At 55.9% G+C, this 15203-nt stretch carries 17 protein-coding genes and 1 pseudogene; 15 read left to right on the top strand and 3 right to left on the bottom strand.

The window, feature by feature from the left end:
• Positions 1-21: 21 nt before the first annotated feature.
• Positions 22-2115 carry a TonB-dependent siderophore receptor gene (locus EI969_RS29135; protein ID WP_160390731.1) on the bottom strand — a complete coding sequence of 698 codons (2094 nt, stop codon included), beginning with the start codon at positions 2113-2115 and terminating at the stop codon, positions 22-24.
• A gap of 263 nt (positions 2116-2378) precedes the next feature.
• Here EI969_RS29135 and EI969_RS29130 point away from each other — a divergent pair, with 263 nt between their 5' ends.
• The 13 genes from EI969_RS29130 to rffA all read left to right on the top strand — a co-directional run bounded on the left by EI969_RS29130 (position 2379) and on the right by rffA (position 12815).
• Positions 2379-3050: a DsbA family protein gene (locus EI969_RS29130; protein WP_160390730.1), complete on the top strand. Its 672-nt coding sequence runs from the start codon at positions 2379-2381 to the stop codon at positions 3048-3050.
• Positions 3051-3311: 261 nt separating this feature from the next.
• Positions 3312-4598 carry an OprD family porin gene (locus tag EI969_RS29125; RefSeq protein ID WP_160390729.1) on the top strand — a complete coding sequence of 429 codons (1287 nt, stop codon included), beginning with the start codon at positions 3312-3314 and terminating at the stop codon, positions 4596-4598.
• Positions 4599-4843: 245 nt separating this feature from the next.
• Positions 4844-5161, top strand: coding sequence for a transcriptional regulator (locus tag EI969_RS29120; RefSeq protein ID WP_160390728.1), 318 nt, complete (start codon positions 4844-4846; stop codon positions 5159-5161).
• Positions 5151-5435, top strand: coding sequence for a DNA-binding transcriptional regulator (locus EI969_RS29115; RefSeq protein ID WP_008003166.1), 285 nt, complete (start codon positions 5151-5153; stop codon positions 5433-5435). The genes EI969_RS29120 and EI969_RS29115 overlap by 11 nt, the downstream gene beginning before the upstream one ends.
• Positions 5436-5655: 220 nt before the next feature.
• Positions 5656-5877: a 4-oxalocrotonate tautomerase family protein gene (locus EI969_RS29110; protein ID WP_007972813.1), complete on the top strand. Its 222-nt coding sequence runs from the start codon at positions 5656-5658 to the stop codon at positions 5875-5877.
• Positions 5874-6530, top strand: a complete 657-nt coding sequence (locus EI969_RS29105) for a DsbA family oxidoreductase (protein ID WP_160390727.1) — start codon at positions 5874-5876, stop codon at positions 6528-6530. The genes EI969_RS29110 and EI969_RS29105 overlap by 4 nt, the downstream gene beginning before the upstream one ends.
• A gap of 45 nt (positions 6531-6575) precedes the next feature.
• Positions 6576-7286, top strand: a complete 711-nt coding sequence (locus tag EI969_RS29100) for an SDR family NAD(P)-dependent oxidoreductase (protein ID WP_160390726.1) — start codon at positions 6576-6578, stop codon at positions 7284-7286.
• 293 nt (positions 7287-7579) lie between these two features.
• Positions 7580-8845 carry a hypothetical protein gene (locus EI969_RS29095; RefSeq protein ID WP_160390725.1) on the top strand — a complete coding sequence of 422 codons (1266 nt, stop codon included), beginning with the start codon at positions 7580-7582 and terminating at the stop codon, positions 8843-8845.
• Positions 8842-9528 (top strand): WbqC family protein, encoded by a 687-nt coding sequence (locus EI969_RS29090; RefSeq protein ID WP_160390724.1) that lies wholly within the window; start codon positions 8842-8844, stop codon positions 9526-9528. The genes EI969_RS29095 and EI969_RS29090 overlap by 4 nt, the downstream gene beginning before the upstream one ends.
• Positions 9525-10448 (top strand): glycosyltransferase family 2 protein, encoded by a 924-nt coding sequence (locus tag EI969_RS29085; protein ID WP_160390723.1) that lies wholly within the window; start codon positions 9525-9527, stop codon positions 10446-10448. Before EI969_RS29090 ends, EI969_RS29085 begins: the two co-directional genes overlap by 4 nt.
• Before the next feature lie 50 nt (positions 10449-10498).
• Positions 10499-10909, top strand: coding sequence for a GtrA family protein (locus EI969_RS29080; protein WP_160390722.1), 411 nt, complete (start codon positions 10499-10501; stop codon positions 10907-10909).
• Positions 10906-11655: a trans-aconitate 2-methyltransferase gene (locus EI969_RS29075; protein WP_160390721.1), complete on the top strand. Its 750-nt coding sequence runs from the start codon at positions 10906-10908 to the stop codon at positions 11653-11655. The genes EI969_RS29080 and EI969_RS29075 overlap by 4 nt, the downstream gene beginning before the upstream one ends.
• Before the next feature lie 20 nt (positions 11656-11675).
• Positions 11676-12815, top strand: coding sequence for a dTDP-4-amino-4,6-dideoxygalactose transaminase (gene rffA / locus EI969_RS29070; protein WP_160390720.1), 1140 nt, complete (start codon positions 11676-11678; stop codon positions 12813-12815).
• A gap of 490 nt (positions 12816-13305) precedes the next feature.
• Here rffA and EI969_RS29065 read toward each other — a convergent pair whose 3' ends face one another.
• Positions 13306-13884 (bottom strand): hypothetical protein, encoded by a 579-nt coding sequence (locus tag EI969_RS29065; protein ID WP_160390719.1) that lies wholly within the window; start codon positions 13882-13884, stop codon positions 13306-13308.
• Positions 13885-14204: 320 nt separating this feature from the next.
• Positions 14205-14458 (bottom strand): annotated as a pseudogene (locus tag EI969_RS30725) (DEAD/DEAH box helicase); the annotation flags it as partial.
• Here EI969_RS30725 and EI969_RS30720 point away from each other — a divergent pair.
• Together EI969_RS30720 and EI969_RS30715 are read left to right on the top strand one after the other, a co-directional pair.
• Positions 14395-14931, top strand: coding sequence for a hypothetical protein (locus EI969_RS30720; RefSeq protein WP_256678382.1), 537 nt, complete (start codon positions 14395-14397; stop codon positions 14929-14931). The pseudogene EI969_RS30725 and the gene EI969_RS30720 overlap by 64 nt on opposite strands.
• The gene (locus tag EI969_RS30715) at positions 14909-15172 is read left to right on the top strand and encodes a hypothetical protein (protein ID WP_160390718.1); all 264 of its coding nucleotides are present in this window, start codon (positions 14909-14911) and stop codon (positions 15170-15172) included. The genes EI969_RS30720 and EI969_RS30715 overlap by 23 nt, the downstream gene beginning before the upstream one ends.
• Positions 15173-15203 lie beyond the last annotated feature (31 nt).

Raw genomic sequence — 15203 nt, 5'->3', positions numbered from 1 at the left:
CTCCTACAAGTGTTGTGGTGTTTAGAAGCTGTAAGTGCCCGTCACCACCAGGCTACGCGGCGCACCCGGTTGGATCTGGAATGCACTGGTCGCCGAGGAGTAATACGTCTTGTCGCTGATGTTGTTCAGCGCTGCGCGCAAATCCCAATCCTTCTGGCGGAAACCGGCCAACGCATCCCAGCGACCATAGCCCGGCAATACGGTAGTGTTGAGGTTGTCGGCATAACGGTCGCCAACCAGGGTCAGACCGGTTTCGGCGTACCAGCCCATTTCCGGTTTCCAGGTCAGGAACAGGCTGCCGTTGTGCTTGGCCACGTTGTTGATGCGCTTGCCTTCCAGGCCGTTGTTGTCCTTCTCGATCGTTGCGTCCTGCACACCCACGCCACCGCGTACGTACCAGTTGCCGGTAATTTTGCCGGCGGCGGTCAATTCGATCCCGCGGGAACGTTGCAGGCCAGTGAGCAGGGTGATGGTCGGGTTGTTCGGATCGCTGGTGCGGCGGTTGTAGAGTTCCAGCTCATAGATGGCCAGCGTGGTGCTCAGGCGATCGTCGAGCCAGTCACTTTTCACGCCGATTTCCTTCTGCTTGGTCCGCTCGGGGCTCAGGTCGTTACTGTTACCGGCCGCGCCCGGGGTGATGCCGATCAAGCCACCGCCGACCGGCGAGAAGGTCTTGCTCCAGGAGGCGTAGAAGGAGTGATTTTGCAGCGGCGTCCAGACCACGCCAACGCGGGGGCTGGTGCTGTGGCTGTCACTGTCTTCGGAAATATTGCGCACCTTGTTGGTCGACTCGATATCGAACGTGTCGTAACGCAGGCCGGCGAGCAATTGCCATTGATCGTTCAGGCGCAGTTGATCCTGCACATACACCGCACGGCTCTCGACCTCGGTGTGGGTGTTGCTCGACACCACCATGCGCCCGGTATGGCGCAAATTGCGGTCGGGGGTGTACAGGTCCAGCGCCGGCACTGGTGAGCTGCCTGGCCCGGAAGTGGCGGCGGTGTACAGCAGCGGGTCGCGGCGCTGGCTGCCGATTTCGATACCGGTGAGCAGGCGGTGTTCCAGGCCGAAGGTATCGAAGCCACCTTCGAGCTCGACATTGTTGTAGACATTGCGGGTGTTCAGGTCCTGCTGCCAGTGCTGGCGCGTGACCTTGTTGGTCGCCGGGACATAGCCGCTCAGGTAAGTGTTGTCGAAATCGCTGTCGAGCTTGAACACCCCCAGGGTCTGGCGCAGTTGCCAGTTGTCGCTCAGTTCATAAGTGAGTTTCGAGCGCAGGGATTGCGCCTTGTCATCGATGAAGTCGTTTTCGCTGCCGTAAGTGGTATCGCGTCCTACGTCGGCCGGGCGACCGCCAGCCCCTGGAATGCCTCGATCAGGGGTGCGGTTGTAGCGGCTGTATTCGTACTGCACCAGCCAGTTCAGGTCGGGCGTCAGCTGCCAGCTCATCGAAGGCGCGAACAGCTGGCGATTGCCGCTCACGCCATCGCGGAAGCTGTTCTCGTCCATGTTGCCCATGTTCAGGCGCAGGCTGATGTTCTCGGACGGGTCGGTGCTGAGGTCGGCATACAGGCTGCGCAAGTCCTCGCTGCCACCCTGGGCCTCGATGGTCGAGCGGCGACCGAACTCGGGCAGTTTGCTCACCCGGTTGACGATGCCGCCCTGGCTGCCACGGCCATACAACACGGCGGCGGGGCCTTTCAGAACGTCGATGCGTTCAATGTTGTGCAAGTCGCGCACGTACTGACTGTCGTCGCGAATGCCATCGAGATAGAAGTCGTTGCTGGCGTCGAAACCACGGATGCGCAGGCTGTCGAAGCGAGTGTCGGCGCCGCTGCTGACGTTGGGGATGCCGCTGAGCGCGGTGCCTAGATCGTTGGTGCCGTAATCCACTACGTTCGAGGTTTTGATCGAGTCGATGGCTTGTGGCACGTAGCGCACCGGTGTAGCAGTCCGGGTCGCCGTGCTGGTTTGGGTCACCCGCGGGTCGTCGGCTTCAGCTTCGGCGCTGATCGAGGTGGCAGGCAGGGTGGTCGGTGCAGCGTAGGAAAAACCGGCAGACAACAAGGCAGAGAGCCCAAGGCTGTAGGGCGCAAGGCGAAAAGGGGCAGGCATTGAAGAGCGCATCCGTAGGATTTTTAGGTTGAAGCATCTGGAGGGTGCGAATAGTAATGCTTGTCATTTACCGCTGTTAGTCGTTATTGAGAATTTATCTCATTTGATTGTTTCGAATTATGTCTGAATTCATACAAAGTGTTTGCGCAGCCATTCGACCGATTCAAGCAACAGACTGAAAGCCGATCCGGCGTTTTTCCGGGACCGTTGTGGCACTAACCTGTCGACATCGAATTTTCCTGAGTTTCTGTCGGAGCTTTCCCATGATCCTGCATTACATCTACGACCCGTTGTGCGGTTGGTGCTACGGCGCCAAACCGCTGGTGCAAGCCGCCCAGGCTGTGCTACCGGTGCTTGCCCACGGCGGCGGCATGATGACGGGGGCCAATCGGCAAAAGGTTTCGCCACAACTGCGCAGTTACGTCATGCCTCACGACCGGCGCATTGCCGAATACAGCGGGCAGCCGTTCGGCGAAGCCTATTTCGAAGGTTTGCTGCGTGATCATTCCGCCGTGTTCGACTCGGCTCCACCCATCGCCGCGGTGCTGGCTGCCGAGCAAATGGCCGGTCGCGGGCTGGAGTTGCTGGGGCGTCTGCAAAGTGCTCACTACGTGGAAGGGCGCCGCATCGCCGACGAGTCGGTCTTGTTTGAACTGGCCCACGGCATGGGGCTGGATCCTCAAGACTTCGAAAGAGCCTTCAGGATGGTCGACACCGAAAGCCATATCCGGGACAGCCGGGCGTTACTGGCCAAGGTTGGCGGGCAGGGTTTTCCGACCCTGGTGCTTGAGCACGATGAGCAATTCACCCTGATCGATATCGGGCCATGGCTGGGTAAACCCCAGGCGTTTGCGCAATGGCTGGGTCAGTCGTTGCCGGAGCAGCACTCATCCGGTCCCGTAGCAGCCTGTGGCCTGGATGGCTGCGTCGATTGAATAATCCTGCCGCGTAAAGCAACTTCCTAGACGTTTTTTGCCTGTTTGTAGACGATTCATGAAATTGACACATTGTTGAGCTCGCAGCTACGATTCGGCCCAACGCCTGTGGCCGACCGCCACGACTCAAAAACAATAAAAAGGCCCGCCGCGAGAAATCGTGGGCGGGCCTTTTTGTTTTCGCCTTGAAAAAAGAGCGCGATAGCGCCGTTTCAGCCGTTCGACACAGCGCGTATCAACCGTACTAAGGAAAAAAACAAAATGTTGAACAAGCGAATCAGCCTGATCGCTCTGGGGATTTTGAGCGCTTCACAGGCCATGGCTAACGACCAGGCCGAATCCAAGGGTTTTGTTCAAGACAGCAGCCTCAAAGTGCTGCTGCGCAATGCCTACATGAACCGTGATTACAAAGACGGTAACCCGGACAAATCCGAGTGGGGCCAGGCGGCCATCGGCACGTTCTCGTCCGGCTTCACCCAAGGCACCGTCGGTGTGGGTGTGGACGCTTTCGGCCTGTACGCCCTGAACCTGGAACGCAGCGAAGACCGTAGCGGCGCGCAAGGCATCGACTTCTTCAAGAAGGGCGCCAGCGGCGAGCCGGCGGACGACCTGTCCAAGGGCGGCGCAGCGATCAAGTTCCGCCTGTCCAGCACCACCCTGACTTACGGTGACCAGATGCCGGCCTTGCCGGTGCTGAACTACGACAACTCGCGCCTGCTGCCGGAAAGCTACACCGGTACCTTGATCACCTCCAGGGAGATCAAAGGCCTGCAACTGGACGCCGGTCGCTTCACCGCCGAATCGCGTAAAAGCGCTGAAGGCCGCGACAGCGGTGGCCTGAAGTCGATCAACGTGTTGGGCGGTAGCTACCAGTTCACCGAGCAATTCAAGGCCGCGCTCTACGCTTCCGACGTCGAAGACGTGCTGAAGAAACAATACGTGAACGCCAACTACGTGTTTCCGATCGACAAGGATCAGTCCCTGACCCTGGACTTCAACGGCTACCGCACCAAGCTGGACGATTCCTACGTCCGCGACAACGGTATCACCGGCGACGACAACAAGATCTGGAGCCTGGCGGCCACCTTCATCACCGGCCCGCACTCGTTCACCCTCGCGCACCAGCGCAGCTCCGGCGACAGCAACCTGGGCTACGCCTACGGCGGCTACCAGAAAGACCAGGGTCGCGTCGGCGACGGTGGCAACACCATCTACCTGGCGAACTCTTACTGGTCGGACTTCAATGCCGAAGACGAACGCAGCTGGCAGCTTGGCTACGGCCTGGACTTCAGCACCTTCGGTGTACCGGGCCTGAGCTACAACTTCGCCTACGTGCGCGGTGACAACATCACCACCTCCACCAGCGAAGGCGGCACCGAGCGCGAGATCTTCAATCAGATCAAATACGTCGTCCAAAGCGGCCCGGCCAAAGACCTCAGCGTGAAACTGCGCAGCTCGGTCCTGCGCGTGTCGCAGAAGTCGAGCGAGTACAACGTCAGCGGCAACGAAGTGCGTGTGTTTGTGGATTACCCGATCAATATTTTTTGATGATGGGTTGTGGTGTCGAGGCCTGATGCAAGGCTGAGAGTGAAGAAGCCCCGACTGGTTCGGGGCTTTTTTGTGCTGTTGATGTGCTCATGTCGTCAAAACTCGATTTTGGTAACACGTCTGGCGAACGTGTCGTCCGCGGCGACATGTTCGGAAGACGTGTTGCAAAAAGTGAAAAATTGCGACACGTCTTAGCACTTCAAATCGATTGCTCGCATATACGGCAATGCCGTATAGTCAGGTTCATGTTCACGATTATCGAAACCGAAATTTTCAAGCGTTATGCTGAATCCATCTGGGACGATGGCGAACGTCATGAATTCATTACCTGGCTGGTAGCTAATCCGTTGGCCGGCGATGTGGTGCCTGGTAGCGGTGGCCTACGCAAGGTCCGTTGGTCCCGTAGCGGGATGGGCAAACGAGGCGGTACCCGTATCATTTACTACAACACGCTTTCTGAAGGCTCAATCTGGTTGTTAATCGCCTACACCAAGGCGAAGTTCGACAATTTACCCGCAGCCTTCCTCAAGCAACTGAAGGAGGAAATCAGCAATGGTCAATGAACTGGAGCAATTCCAGCAGGACTTGCTGGATTCTGTGCGTCAAATGAAAGCGGGCAAAGCCGCTCGTGTGACAGAGGTGCCGTTGTCTGCAGCAGCTGAAGCGCGGGCCAAAGTCGGTGTATCTCAAAGCGCATTCGCCAAGCTGATTGGAGTCAGTTTGCGAACGTTGCAGGATTGGGAGCAGGGGCGGCGGCAACCGACGGGAGCGGCGCAGACGCTGTTGCGTGTGGCGAGTCAGCATCCTGAGGCATTGCGTGACCTTCAAGCGATTTAGCTAAGAAGGCATATTCCCTTCTAAACACATCGCCGAAATTGAGAAGCTCGGCAGGTCTCTCGATGGGCGCCAGCCCATTTGTATGCCTACTCCTTTATTCATTACACCACGTAACGAATGAAGTTCCCGCCCCCACCTTTTTCACCCTGACATAACCCCCTACATTCATCTCCAACGCCTCTCCCATCATCCCGACGGGAAGGTCACTGGAGTTTCCCTCATGCCTTTCGTAACCGTACGCATCACCCGCGATGGTGTTACCACTGAGCAGAAAGCTCAGGTGATTGCCGAAATCACTGAAACACTGGAACGCGTCCTCAACAAACGCCCTGACCTGACCCACATCGTGATCGAGGAAGTCGACACCGATAACTGGGGTTACGCCGGTATCACCACCACTCAGTACCGCAAGCAACTGGCCGAGGCGGAGGGCAAGTCATGACGGCGTCGGTCACCATCGATTTCATCTCCGATGTGGTGTGCCCCTGGTGCGCGCTGGGAGCGACGGCGCTGGAGCAGGCAATCGAGAACGTGGCCGGGGAAGTCTCGGTCGAGCTGACCTACAAGCCGTTCGAGCTGAACCCGAACATGCCGGTCGAAGGTGAGCAAGCGGTCGAGCACTTGATGCGCAAGTACGGCAGAACCGCCGACGAAGTCGCTGCTGGCAAGGCCATGCAGATCGCTCGCGGCGAGGCCATCGGTTTCAAATTCGATCTGGAGAAGCGCACACATTTCTACAACACCTTCGATGCGCACCGCTTGTTGCTGTGGGCGTTGCAGGAAGGGCGGCAGGTCGAGCTGAAGAAGGTGTTGCTACAGGCCTACTTCAGCGCGGGCCAGAACCCGAGCGATCAGCAAACCCTGGTGCGGCTGGCGACTGAAGCGGGGCTGGATGGGGCAAGTGCACAAGAGGTGCTGGCGTCCGGTGCGTTCGCCGACGAAGTGCGGGAGCTTGAAACGTATTACCAGCAGCGCGGCATCAATTCGGTCCCGGCGATGGTGCTCAACGGTCACCACCTGGTGTCCGGTTCGCAATCGGTCGAGTACTACGAACAGATGTTGCGACAAATGGCCAAGGCACCGGCCGAAGCCTGATTACCGATTTTCTACCCCCATTCTTGATTGTCAGAGGTCTTCATCATGAGCATTTCGAAAAAGGTCATCGTCATCACCGGTGCGTCCCAGGGTCTCGGCGACGGTATGGTCAAAGCCTTTCGTGAACTCGGTTACCGGATCGTCGCCACTTCGCGCTCGATCAAACCGTCCAGCGATCCGGACATTCTCACCGTGGCCGGTGACATCGGCGAGCCGGAAACCGCCCAGCGCGTCATCCGTGAAGCGATGGCCCGTTTCGGTCGCATCGACACCCTGGTCAACAACGCCGGGATCTTCATCGCCAAGCCCTTCACCGCGTACACCGCAGAAGACTACGCCAATGTGTTGTCGGTGAACGTCAACGGCTTCTTCTACATCACCCAACTCGCCATCGCCGAGATGGAAAAGCAAGGCAGCGGCCACGTCGTCAACATCACCACCAGCCTGGTGGACCACGCCATCGACGGCGTGCCATCGGTGCTTGCATCGCTGACCAAAGGCGGCCTCAACGCGGCAACCAGATCCTTGGCCATCGAATACGCCAAGCGCGGGATCCGGGTGAACGCGGTCAGCCCAGGCATCATCAAGACCCCGATGCATGGCGAGGAAACCCACGCAGCACTGGGCAGCCTGCACCCGCTCGGGCACATGGGCGAGGTCGATGACATTGCGCAAGCGGTCGTGTATCTGGACGGCGCCAAGTTCGTGACCGGCGAAATCCTGCACGTGGATGGTGGGCAGAGCGCGGGACATTAAAAGCGCTTTTGCAAACCCCGGAAACAACTAAGCCCCTGCATTTTTGCAGGGGCTTAGTTTTGTAGGGTGCCGGCAGGAAAAGCACGAAGAATCAATTCGCCATTCACTACGAGGAGCGCTTCACCAGACCGTACATCTAGATTATGATCGCGCTGCCGCCTGACCGTAATCCCTTATACTACGGGCCTTTCCCCCGATCGCTACCCGATTCTACCTCGTTTGGCAGCAAATGCCGCGTTGGGCCTCCCGCACTGGCACCCATTATCCCAAGCGTATTGCGAATACTGGAACAGATGATCTTTATAAAAAATAATAAGCTTTTCTCCTGCTTATACTTGCTGGCAATTGTCATAACCATCGGCGTGGTCTACTCCCTGGGCTTCCGGGAAGCGGCAAGCCAGATTGCGACCCAGCCCGAGCGCCTGAGAAACTTCACGTTCCCCATCTGGGAGCAACACGCTTTTTCGCAGCACGGTTTCCTCGTCTTCTATTCGATGGAGGACTACGCAAAAAAGATCGCGTATTCCAACCACTCCACGGCTTATCTGTTCTACATGTACGCCCTCTATAAAGTGGAAATGTATGTGTCGGCATTACCGATGAGAGTGACAGGGGCTTTCCTGAACATCATTTCGCTGGCAGGCGTTACGTTCTTTTTTCTGTCCCGTCTGGTGGAAAAGCGCCTGGCATTCGGTCAGGGGCTGCTGATTCTGTTATCGGTCGTATTCATGGTGTCGATGCCGGGATTCTGGATTTCTTCGGCCCGATTCAACGTCGACAATACGTTCCCATTGATATTTGCGTCCCAGGCGCTGGCTGCGTTCTTTATCTGGAAAAATCAGGAACGGTCCACGGCGGTCATGACAGTGATCGTGTTGTTTGCCGTGTTTACTCCGATCTCGGCAGCGTTGCTGGGCCTCGCCTTGCTGGTTTGGGCATGCCGCAGCGACGGTCTCGACAGACGAATGTGTCGTCTGGCATTGGTGGCCCTCGTTGCGGCCGTTGCCTTCTATCTGCCATCCCCGCTGATATCGAAGGCGCTGGGTTTCACCTCGTCCAACAGCAGCTGGCTGTTTCGCGCTGGCCTGGATGGCGACACCACGTATTTCACCAACGTCCTGAAGTCGGTACTTGTTCCGCAGTTCCCGCGGCCATTTGGGACCATTGCCGTGCCGATCCTGTTCCTGGTAGCCCAGTTGGCCTGTTTGCGCATGATCAAACGGCGTGAACCTGCCGGCGTTGCGGCACCGGCGGGGACCTCCCCGTTGGCCGGCATCGGCATGTTCTACTTCCTGCTTTTTTCGCAATACGTGATGACCGGCCTGCTGTGGCCGCAGGCCGTTGCCATTCATCCGTACCTGTATGACTACCTGCTGATGGCACCGGTTTTCGTCGCGATCGTTCTGAACTTTGCATTCAAACCTTCACCGGCTGCATTGCGTTTCTGGGCGCTGGCGCTGTTGTTCTGCATTTCCTTCCATCTCCAGCAGGTCGCGCAGGCAAAATGCCAGGGGTGCTACTTCCCGGGCGCCTGGGACGCCAGCGTCAAGCAGCCATGAAGACCGTCGCGATTCTCCAGTCGAACTACATACCCTGGAAGGGCTATTTCGACATGATCGCTGCGGTCGATGAGTTCATCCTCTACGACGACATGCAGTTCACCAAGAACGACTGGCGCAATCGCAACCAGATCAAGACGCCGCAAGGTGTGCAATGGCTGACAGTGCCCGTGGGGCAGGATATTCGTCGGCGTATCCGCGACGTACCGCTGGTCGATGGTTGGCAGGTGAAGCATTGGAAAACCCTCGAAAGCAACTACCGACGCGCAGCACATTTCAATGAAATCGCTAGTTGGCTTCGACCTCTGTACCTGGAAATGTCCTACAGCCATCTCACCCAATTGAACAGCGACCTCATCAAGGCTATCTGCGTTTACCTGGGCATCAAGACAAAGATATCGTGCTCTTGGGATTATCAACTGGGTGATGGCAAGACCGAGCGTCTGGTCGATTTGTGTCGGCAGACCGGTGCCAGTGACTATATTTCCGGGCCATCAGCCAAGGATTATTTACAACCTGAACAATTCCAGGCGCAAGGCATTGATCTGCACTGGTTCGACTACAGTGACTACCGCGAATACCCACAACTGTGGGGCCCATTCGTTCACGGGGTCAGCATTCTTGACTTGCTCTTTAACTGTGGTCCTGGATCTCAAACTTATATGAAGCATGTCAGACTATGAGATTGTCCATCGTCGCCACCCTGTATCAATCCGCAAACCACCTCCAAGAGTTTTATGCTCGCTGCAGCAGTGTTGCGCAGGCCTATGTGGGAGATGACTATGAAATTGTCCTGGTCAACGACGGCTCGCCTGATGACAGCTTGGGACGAGCCATTCGCCTGACAGAAACTGATACTCATGTCGTACTGGTCGACCTATCCAGGAACTTCGGTCACCACAAGGCAATGATGACCGGACTTGCCCATGCCAAGGGCGAAGAGGTATTCCTGCTCGACAGCGACCTGGAGGAGCCGCCGGAGTGTCTAGTGACGTTCGCCGAACAAATGCGTAGTGAAGACTGTGACGTGGTCTATGGAGTTCAGGAGCAACGTAAGGGAAGGTGGTTCGAGCGTTTGAGTGGTGGGCTCTTCTGGACGTTGATTAACCGGTTGTCCGGGTTGTCACTCCCCGCCAACATTGTCACCGCTCGCTTGATGAGTCGGCGCTATGTCGATGCGCTATTACGCCATGAAGAACGAGAGGTCTTTATGGCCGGGTTGTTTCACATCACCGGCTTCGTACAAAAGGCTGTCTTGATTCAAAAACTCAGCACCAGCCAATCGACCTACACCTTGAGGCGCAAACTGTCGCTGGTGGTGAACTCCGTCACGTCGTTCAGCGTCCTCCCGCTGGTCGCAATTTTCTATCTTGGCCTAATCATTTTCTCGTTTGCCTGCTGCTATTCCGCCTATTTGTTGATCAACTGGATGTTCTTCTCTTACACCCTGGCAGGCTTTACCTCCGTGATGGTTTCGATCTGGTTGCTGGGCGGCCTGATTCTTTCCTGCATGGGCATCATCGGCATCTATCTTTCCAAAGTATTCTCCGAAAGCAAGCGCCGGCCTTACACCATCGTCAGGAATATCTATGGCCGCTCATGAAAAAAAACGCTCATGCTAACGGTGCAGCGATTGCTGGACAAAGGAACAAAATGAATAGCCTGACAGCTCGGCTGAAAAGTCGGATACCTGTGGCGCAGTTGATCAAGTATGCGCTGGTCGGTTTTTTCAGTAATGCCTGCGGTTATGCCCTTTACCTGTTACTGACAGAGCTAGGGAGCACCCCAAAGCTAACCATGACTGCACTCTATATTGCCGGTGCGCTCATCAGTTTCGTCGGAAACCGCCGCCTGACCTTTTCCTATAAGGGGGGGACGCTGAGCTCAGGAATACGGTTCGTCCTGGCTCATGCGATTGGTTATGGCATCAATTTCTGTCTGCTCGCCGTGTTCGTAGATCACTACGGTTATTCACACCAGTGGGTACAGGCCGCGGCCATCTTTATAGTCGCTAGCTATCTGTTCGTCGCCCTCAAATTTTTCGTTTTCAAGGCATCTCAATGACACCTAACCGTTCGCCATTTCCGTCATCGTCCTATGGCCAACTTGCGCAGGCGGAATCAGGTCACTGGTGGTTCAGGGTGCGTAACAGGGTAGTGCTCTGGGCCTTGACCAAAAAGGTGAAGCCCTTCAATAGTCTGCTAGAGATCGGGTGTGGCACTGGATATGTGCTCGAAGGTATCAGCCGTACTTGGCCGAAGATTGAGTTGTACGGCTCCGAATACTTTGAAGAAGGACTGGAGCACGCCCGTAAACGGGTTCCTACTGCCCAACTGAGACAGCTGGACGCAACCCTGTTGGACGAAGTTGATCGATATGATGTAGTTGGCGCATTCGACGTCATTGAACATATAGAACAGGACGAGACGGTACTGCGTAATCTTGCCAGAGCGATCCGCCCTGGCGGATCGCTGGTGCTGACCGTTCCACAACATCGCTGGCTTTGGTCGCAAGTCGACGAGTATGCCTGTCATGTACGTCGTTATAGCCGAGCCGAACTGGTAGCCAAAGTTCAGCAAGCCGGCCTGCAAGTGAGCTATGCCAGTTCGTTTGTTAGCCTGCTGGTCCCCTTGATGTGGTTATCACGAAAACGCACAAGTAAACAGCATGACCCCATGACCGAATTCAATATTCCACGCTGGCTAAACTACACCCTTCAAACGGTGATGCAATTCGAACTCCTGCTGCTGAAGACGGGTGTTCGCTTCCCTATCGGCGGCTCTCTGTTGCTGATTGCCACCAAGCCCTAATCGCCCGACGGAATACTGCAATGACCAGCGAAAAAATTCAGTTTAATCGTCCTCACATGACCGGCAAGGAACTGTATTACATTGCCGAAGCCAAGTTCGGCAACATGCTGGCGGGCGACGGGCCTTTCACCAAGCGCTGTCACCAGTGGCTCGAAAACGCCAGTGGTTGTAACAAGGCCTTGCTGACTCATTCTTGCACCGCAGCGCTGGAGATGGCTGCCTTGCTGCTGGAAATTCAGCCCGGCGATGAAATCATCATGCCGTCCTATACGTTTGTCTCTACCGCCAACGCTTTCGTGCTGCGTGGCGGTGTACCGGTGTTTGTGGATATTCGCGAAGACACGCTTAACCTCGACGAGCGCTTGATCGAGGCAGCCATCACCTCGCGCACCCGAGCGATTGTTCCCGTGCACTATGCGGGCGTGGCCTGCGAGATGGACAGCATTCTGACGATTGCAAAGCGACACAATCTGCACGTTGTCGAAGATGCCGCGCAAGGCATCATGGCGAGCTACAAGGGTCGCCCACTGGGAAGTCTGGGCAGCCTTGGTGCATTGAGCTTCCATGAAACAAAGAACGTCATATCCGGCGAAGGGGGCGCGCTACTGGTCAACGATCCGGCGCTGGTACGACGTGCTGAAATCATTCGCGAAAAAGGTACGGACCGCAGCAGCTTCTTCCGCGGTGAAGTAGACAAGTACACCTGGCAAGAAGTTGGCTCGTCATTTCTGCCTGGGGAGTTGATCGCGGCATTCCTATGGGCGCAACTGGAGGAAGCAACAGGCATCACCGAGCAGCGGCAGGTCTGCTGGCAACACTACCATGATGCTCTGGCTTCTCTGGAGAAAAAGGGTTTGCTTAGACGGCCGATCATACCCGCCTACTGCAGCCACAACGCACACATGTACTACATACTTCTGGACTCGCAGATTGATCGCCAGGTGGTACTCGATGCACTGAAAAGTGCGGGCATTCACTCAGTGTTTCACTACGTGCCACTACATTCGTCGCCAGCCGGCCAACGCTATGGAAGGGTTCATGGCTCAATGGCCGTGACCGACCGGCAATCGGAACGGCTTATCCGATTGCCACTGTGGGTCGGGTTGACGCAGGAACAGCAAGATCGCGTTATCGCTGTGCTAGTTGCAGTACTTGGCTAACCCTTAAGTAACCCGCTCACTACGCGTACCTGCGCTGTAGGGGCGGGGGCCCTACTTGGTACCAAAACCAACGCAGCAGTAACCACGGTCATTATGCCGCTGGGCATCTCGAAACTCATTGGGTTCCCTTTCACAGCGGGTAATCAGACCTGGACTGTTTCTTTCTTTGAGAAACGGCAATAACTTACCGTTGAGCAGGTCCCCGTCGTAGCCGAACTCCGAAATGTACAAAACGTGAATAGGGCTGCGATCTTTCAGGTAGGCAAAGTAAGTCATGTGATCCACTACCACATGCTCAGCTAGATCCGCCGGAATGTGACAAGACTGACCTAGCTCCCGAATCGAATCTAAGTGTGCCTGCACCTCAAGTACCAGTATCGACAGCGGCTGACCAGGAATACTGGCGTTTGTTTAGTCGGCATTGCGCAGAAGATTCGGTGTTATCAGATAGATCAGTGTGAACAATGACACCAGCACGTGCGCCAGACATTTAGCTACTGGTCGTCTTCAGGACGAATACCGATCCCGCCTTAATGAAGGAGCCCCTCGGCACTGTTGTATGGTCGACCACAACGGCACCAGCTCCGATGAAGGTATCTACTCCGATACGGGAATGCCCGCAGAGGATGGCGTTCGGAGAAATAAATGTGTTTCCGTCTACAACGGAGTCATGATTGATCACAGCCCCGGGCCATACGACAGCCAGGTCCCCTACATGCGTCCTGATGTCGAGAACAGCGCGTGCCATGATCATTGCACCATCGCCAATGGTTGTACTATCGCTCACATAAGCTTGAGGGTGAATGAGAGGCGGCAGGCTGTAGCCATGAGCCAACAACTCATGGTATTTGCGCTGTCTCGCTTCAAGGTGCTTGTAACCGATGGCAAGGGCAAAGTCATACTCTTCAGGCCGGCATTTTTGGATAACGTCTGCCAGCGTTCCAATAATATCCGCTCCGGCATGCCAGTCATCGACGAACCCACCGAAATCCGCACCGCTGTGCCGTACCAACTCACGCACAACCGCCCCAAACTCTGTCGACCCATAAATCAGAATTTTCTTTTTCATTGATTGCTGCTACGCCCTCAGGCTCGATGCAAACTAGGATGCCACTGGTGACTCATGTCCGTGCATAAATTAGCGGGTACGCAGAAAGCCTTGCTCCACCGCCTTCCAGAACTCATCAGTTCCGCCATAGTTTTACATTGTTTTGGCGGTGACCAAAATTTCAATGAGGTTCATGTCGGCTCTCACCCGTATGGATTACAAAGCGTTGATTGAGGCCTATAGGCTGCGGCGCTAGGCCGCTTTGGATCTGCGGCAGCAGGCTCATTGCCCCGGGTAGTCGGTGAGTTAGAAGCGGGGTGAATCTGTCAACCACGTTAGAGTTAGAGTAAGTCCATGCTGGCCATGGAATCAGCCATGCGGTAGCCCATCGCTTTGTAACCCGCCTGGCGCTTATCCCACATCCTCATCAGCGCGACATTACCCTGTCAACGAAGTCGATCACCCTCATGTCGACCTTTTCGGCATGCGATCGATGCAATCGTCCCGCATATTGCTGAAGGATACCCTTCAATGAGATGGGCATTGGCAGCACCAACGTGTCCAACAGCGGATGATCGAAGCCTTCACCTACTGCATTACTTTGTGGACTATCAGGAGCGGCCGTACGAAAAAACAAAACTACGTTGGGTGGATAGGCTCGTCCCTGATGGAACCTGGTCAGGAATTCTGTTTGATTTCTACCGGCGGGTTTATCGCAAGTTGGTTGAGGACTTAGAGGTACCGTTCGCTCTCAAAGGTGATCAGCGCCAGGATGACACGCCGGTACATGAAGCTCTGCGCGAGGTTTTGGTTAATACCTTGGTCCATGCCGACTATACCGGGCGGGTTTCTGTGTTAGTCGTGAAGCGTCCTGACTTGTTTGGTTTTCGCAATCCTGGCGGCTTACGGTTACCCCTTGAGCAGGTGTTGCAAGGGGGTACCAGCGATTGCCGGAACAGGCTAATGCACCAAATGTTTCTTCTTATGGGCCTTGGCGAGCGTGGTGGTTCTGGGATTCCTTGTGCCCGACGGGCGCTCACGAGGCATGATTTATCACCTGCCGGGTGAGCAACTGCCTACGCCGGGGCAAGTGTTCGCAGGTCCGCTACAGAGCTCCGAACATTACGCCGGCAGCTCCGAACATAACGGGGTTAGCTCCGAACATAAGGTCGAGCTGGATATGCAGCGAAATGATGATGGCTGTTTATTGAGCAATCATATTGACGCGCCGCTGATCGATGCTTTGGACAGGCTTGATGCAGGGTTTCGAGAAAGGCTCGAAATACTGGCTGAGGAGCTAATTTGGTAAAGCGCAGTCCAGATGCCCTCCGTCAGCAGTA

Origin of the sequence: Pseudomonas sp. PB101 (assembly GCF_009764265.1) — a bacterium.
Classification (GTDB): domain Bacteria; phylum Pseudomonadota; class Gammaproteobacteria; order Pseudomonadales; family Pseudomonadaceae; genus Aquipseudomonas.
Note: the sequence above shows the minus strand (reverse complement) of the source record. Positions and strands in the feature narration are given on the sequence as shown.

Bases quoted from the DNA above. Each gene is read 5' to 3' on its own strand.
- EI969_RS29110 (WP_007972813.1), top strand. From the start codon at position 5,656: ATGCCTTTCGTAACCGTACGCATCACCCGCGATGGTGTTACCACTGAG.
- EI969_RS29135 (WP_160390731.1), bottom strand. From the start codon at position 2,115: ATGCCTGCCCCTTTTCGCCTTGCGCCCTACAGCCTTGGGCTCTCTGCC.
- EI969_RS29115 (WP_008003166.1), top strand. From the start codon at position 5,151: ATGGTCAATGAACTGGAGCAATTCCAGCAGGACTTGCTGGATTCTGTG.
- EI969_RS29105 (WP_160390727.1), top strand. From the start codon at position 5,874: ATGACGGCGTCGGTCACCATCGATTTCATCTCCGATGTGGTGTGCCCC.
- EI969_RS29100 (WP_160390726.1), top strand. From the start codon at position 6,576: ATGAGCATTTCGAAAAAGGTCATCGTCATCACCGGTGCGTCCCAGGGT.
- EI969_RS29090 (WP_160390724.1), top strand. From the start codon at position 8,842: ATGAAGACCGTCGCGATTCTCCAGTCGAACTACATACCCTGGAAGGGC.
- rffA (WP_160390720.1), top strand. From the start codon at position 11,676: ATGACCAGCGAAAAAATTCAGTTTAATCGTCCTCACATGACCGGCAAG.
- EI969_RS29120 (WP_160390728.1), top strand. From the start codon at position 4,844: ATGTTCACGATTATCGAAACCGAAATTTTCAAGCGTTATGCTGAATCC.
- EI969_RS29075 (WP_160390721.1), top strand. From the start codon at position 10,906: ATGACACCTAACCGTTCGCCATTTCCGTCATCGTCCTATGGCCAACTT.
- EI969_RS29085 (WP_160390723.1), top strand. From the start codon at position 9,525: ATGAGATTGTCCATCGTCGCCACCCTGTATCAATCCGCAAACCACCTC.
- EI969_RS29125 (WP_160390729.1), top strand. From the start codon at position 3,312: ATGTTGAACAAGCGAATCAGCCTGATCGCTCTGGGGATTTTGAGCGCT.
- EI969_RS30715 (WP_160390718.1), top strand. From the start codon at position 14,909: ATGATTTATCACCTGCCGGGTGAGCAACTGCCTACGCCGGGGCAAGTG.
- EI969_RS30720 (WP_256678382.1), top strand. From the start codon at position 14,395: ATGAGATGGGCATTGGCAGCACCAACGTGTCCAACAGCGGATGATCGA.
- EI969_RS29095 (WP_160390725.1), top strand. From the start codon at position 7,580: ATGATCTTTATAAAAAATAATAAGCTTTTCTCCTGCTTATACTTGCTG.
- EI969_RS29130 (WP_160390730.1), top strand. From the start codon at position 2,379: ATGATCCTGCATTACATCTACGACCCGTTGTGCGGTTGGTGCTACGGC.
- EI969_RS29080 (WP_160390722.1), top strand. From the start codon at position 10,499: ATGAATAGCCTGACAGCTCGGCTGAAAAGTCGGATACCTGTGGCGCAG.
- EI969_RS29065 (WP_160390719.1), bottom strand. From the start codon at position 13,884: ATGAAAAAGAAAATTCTGATTTATGGGTCGACAGAGTTTGGGGCGGTT.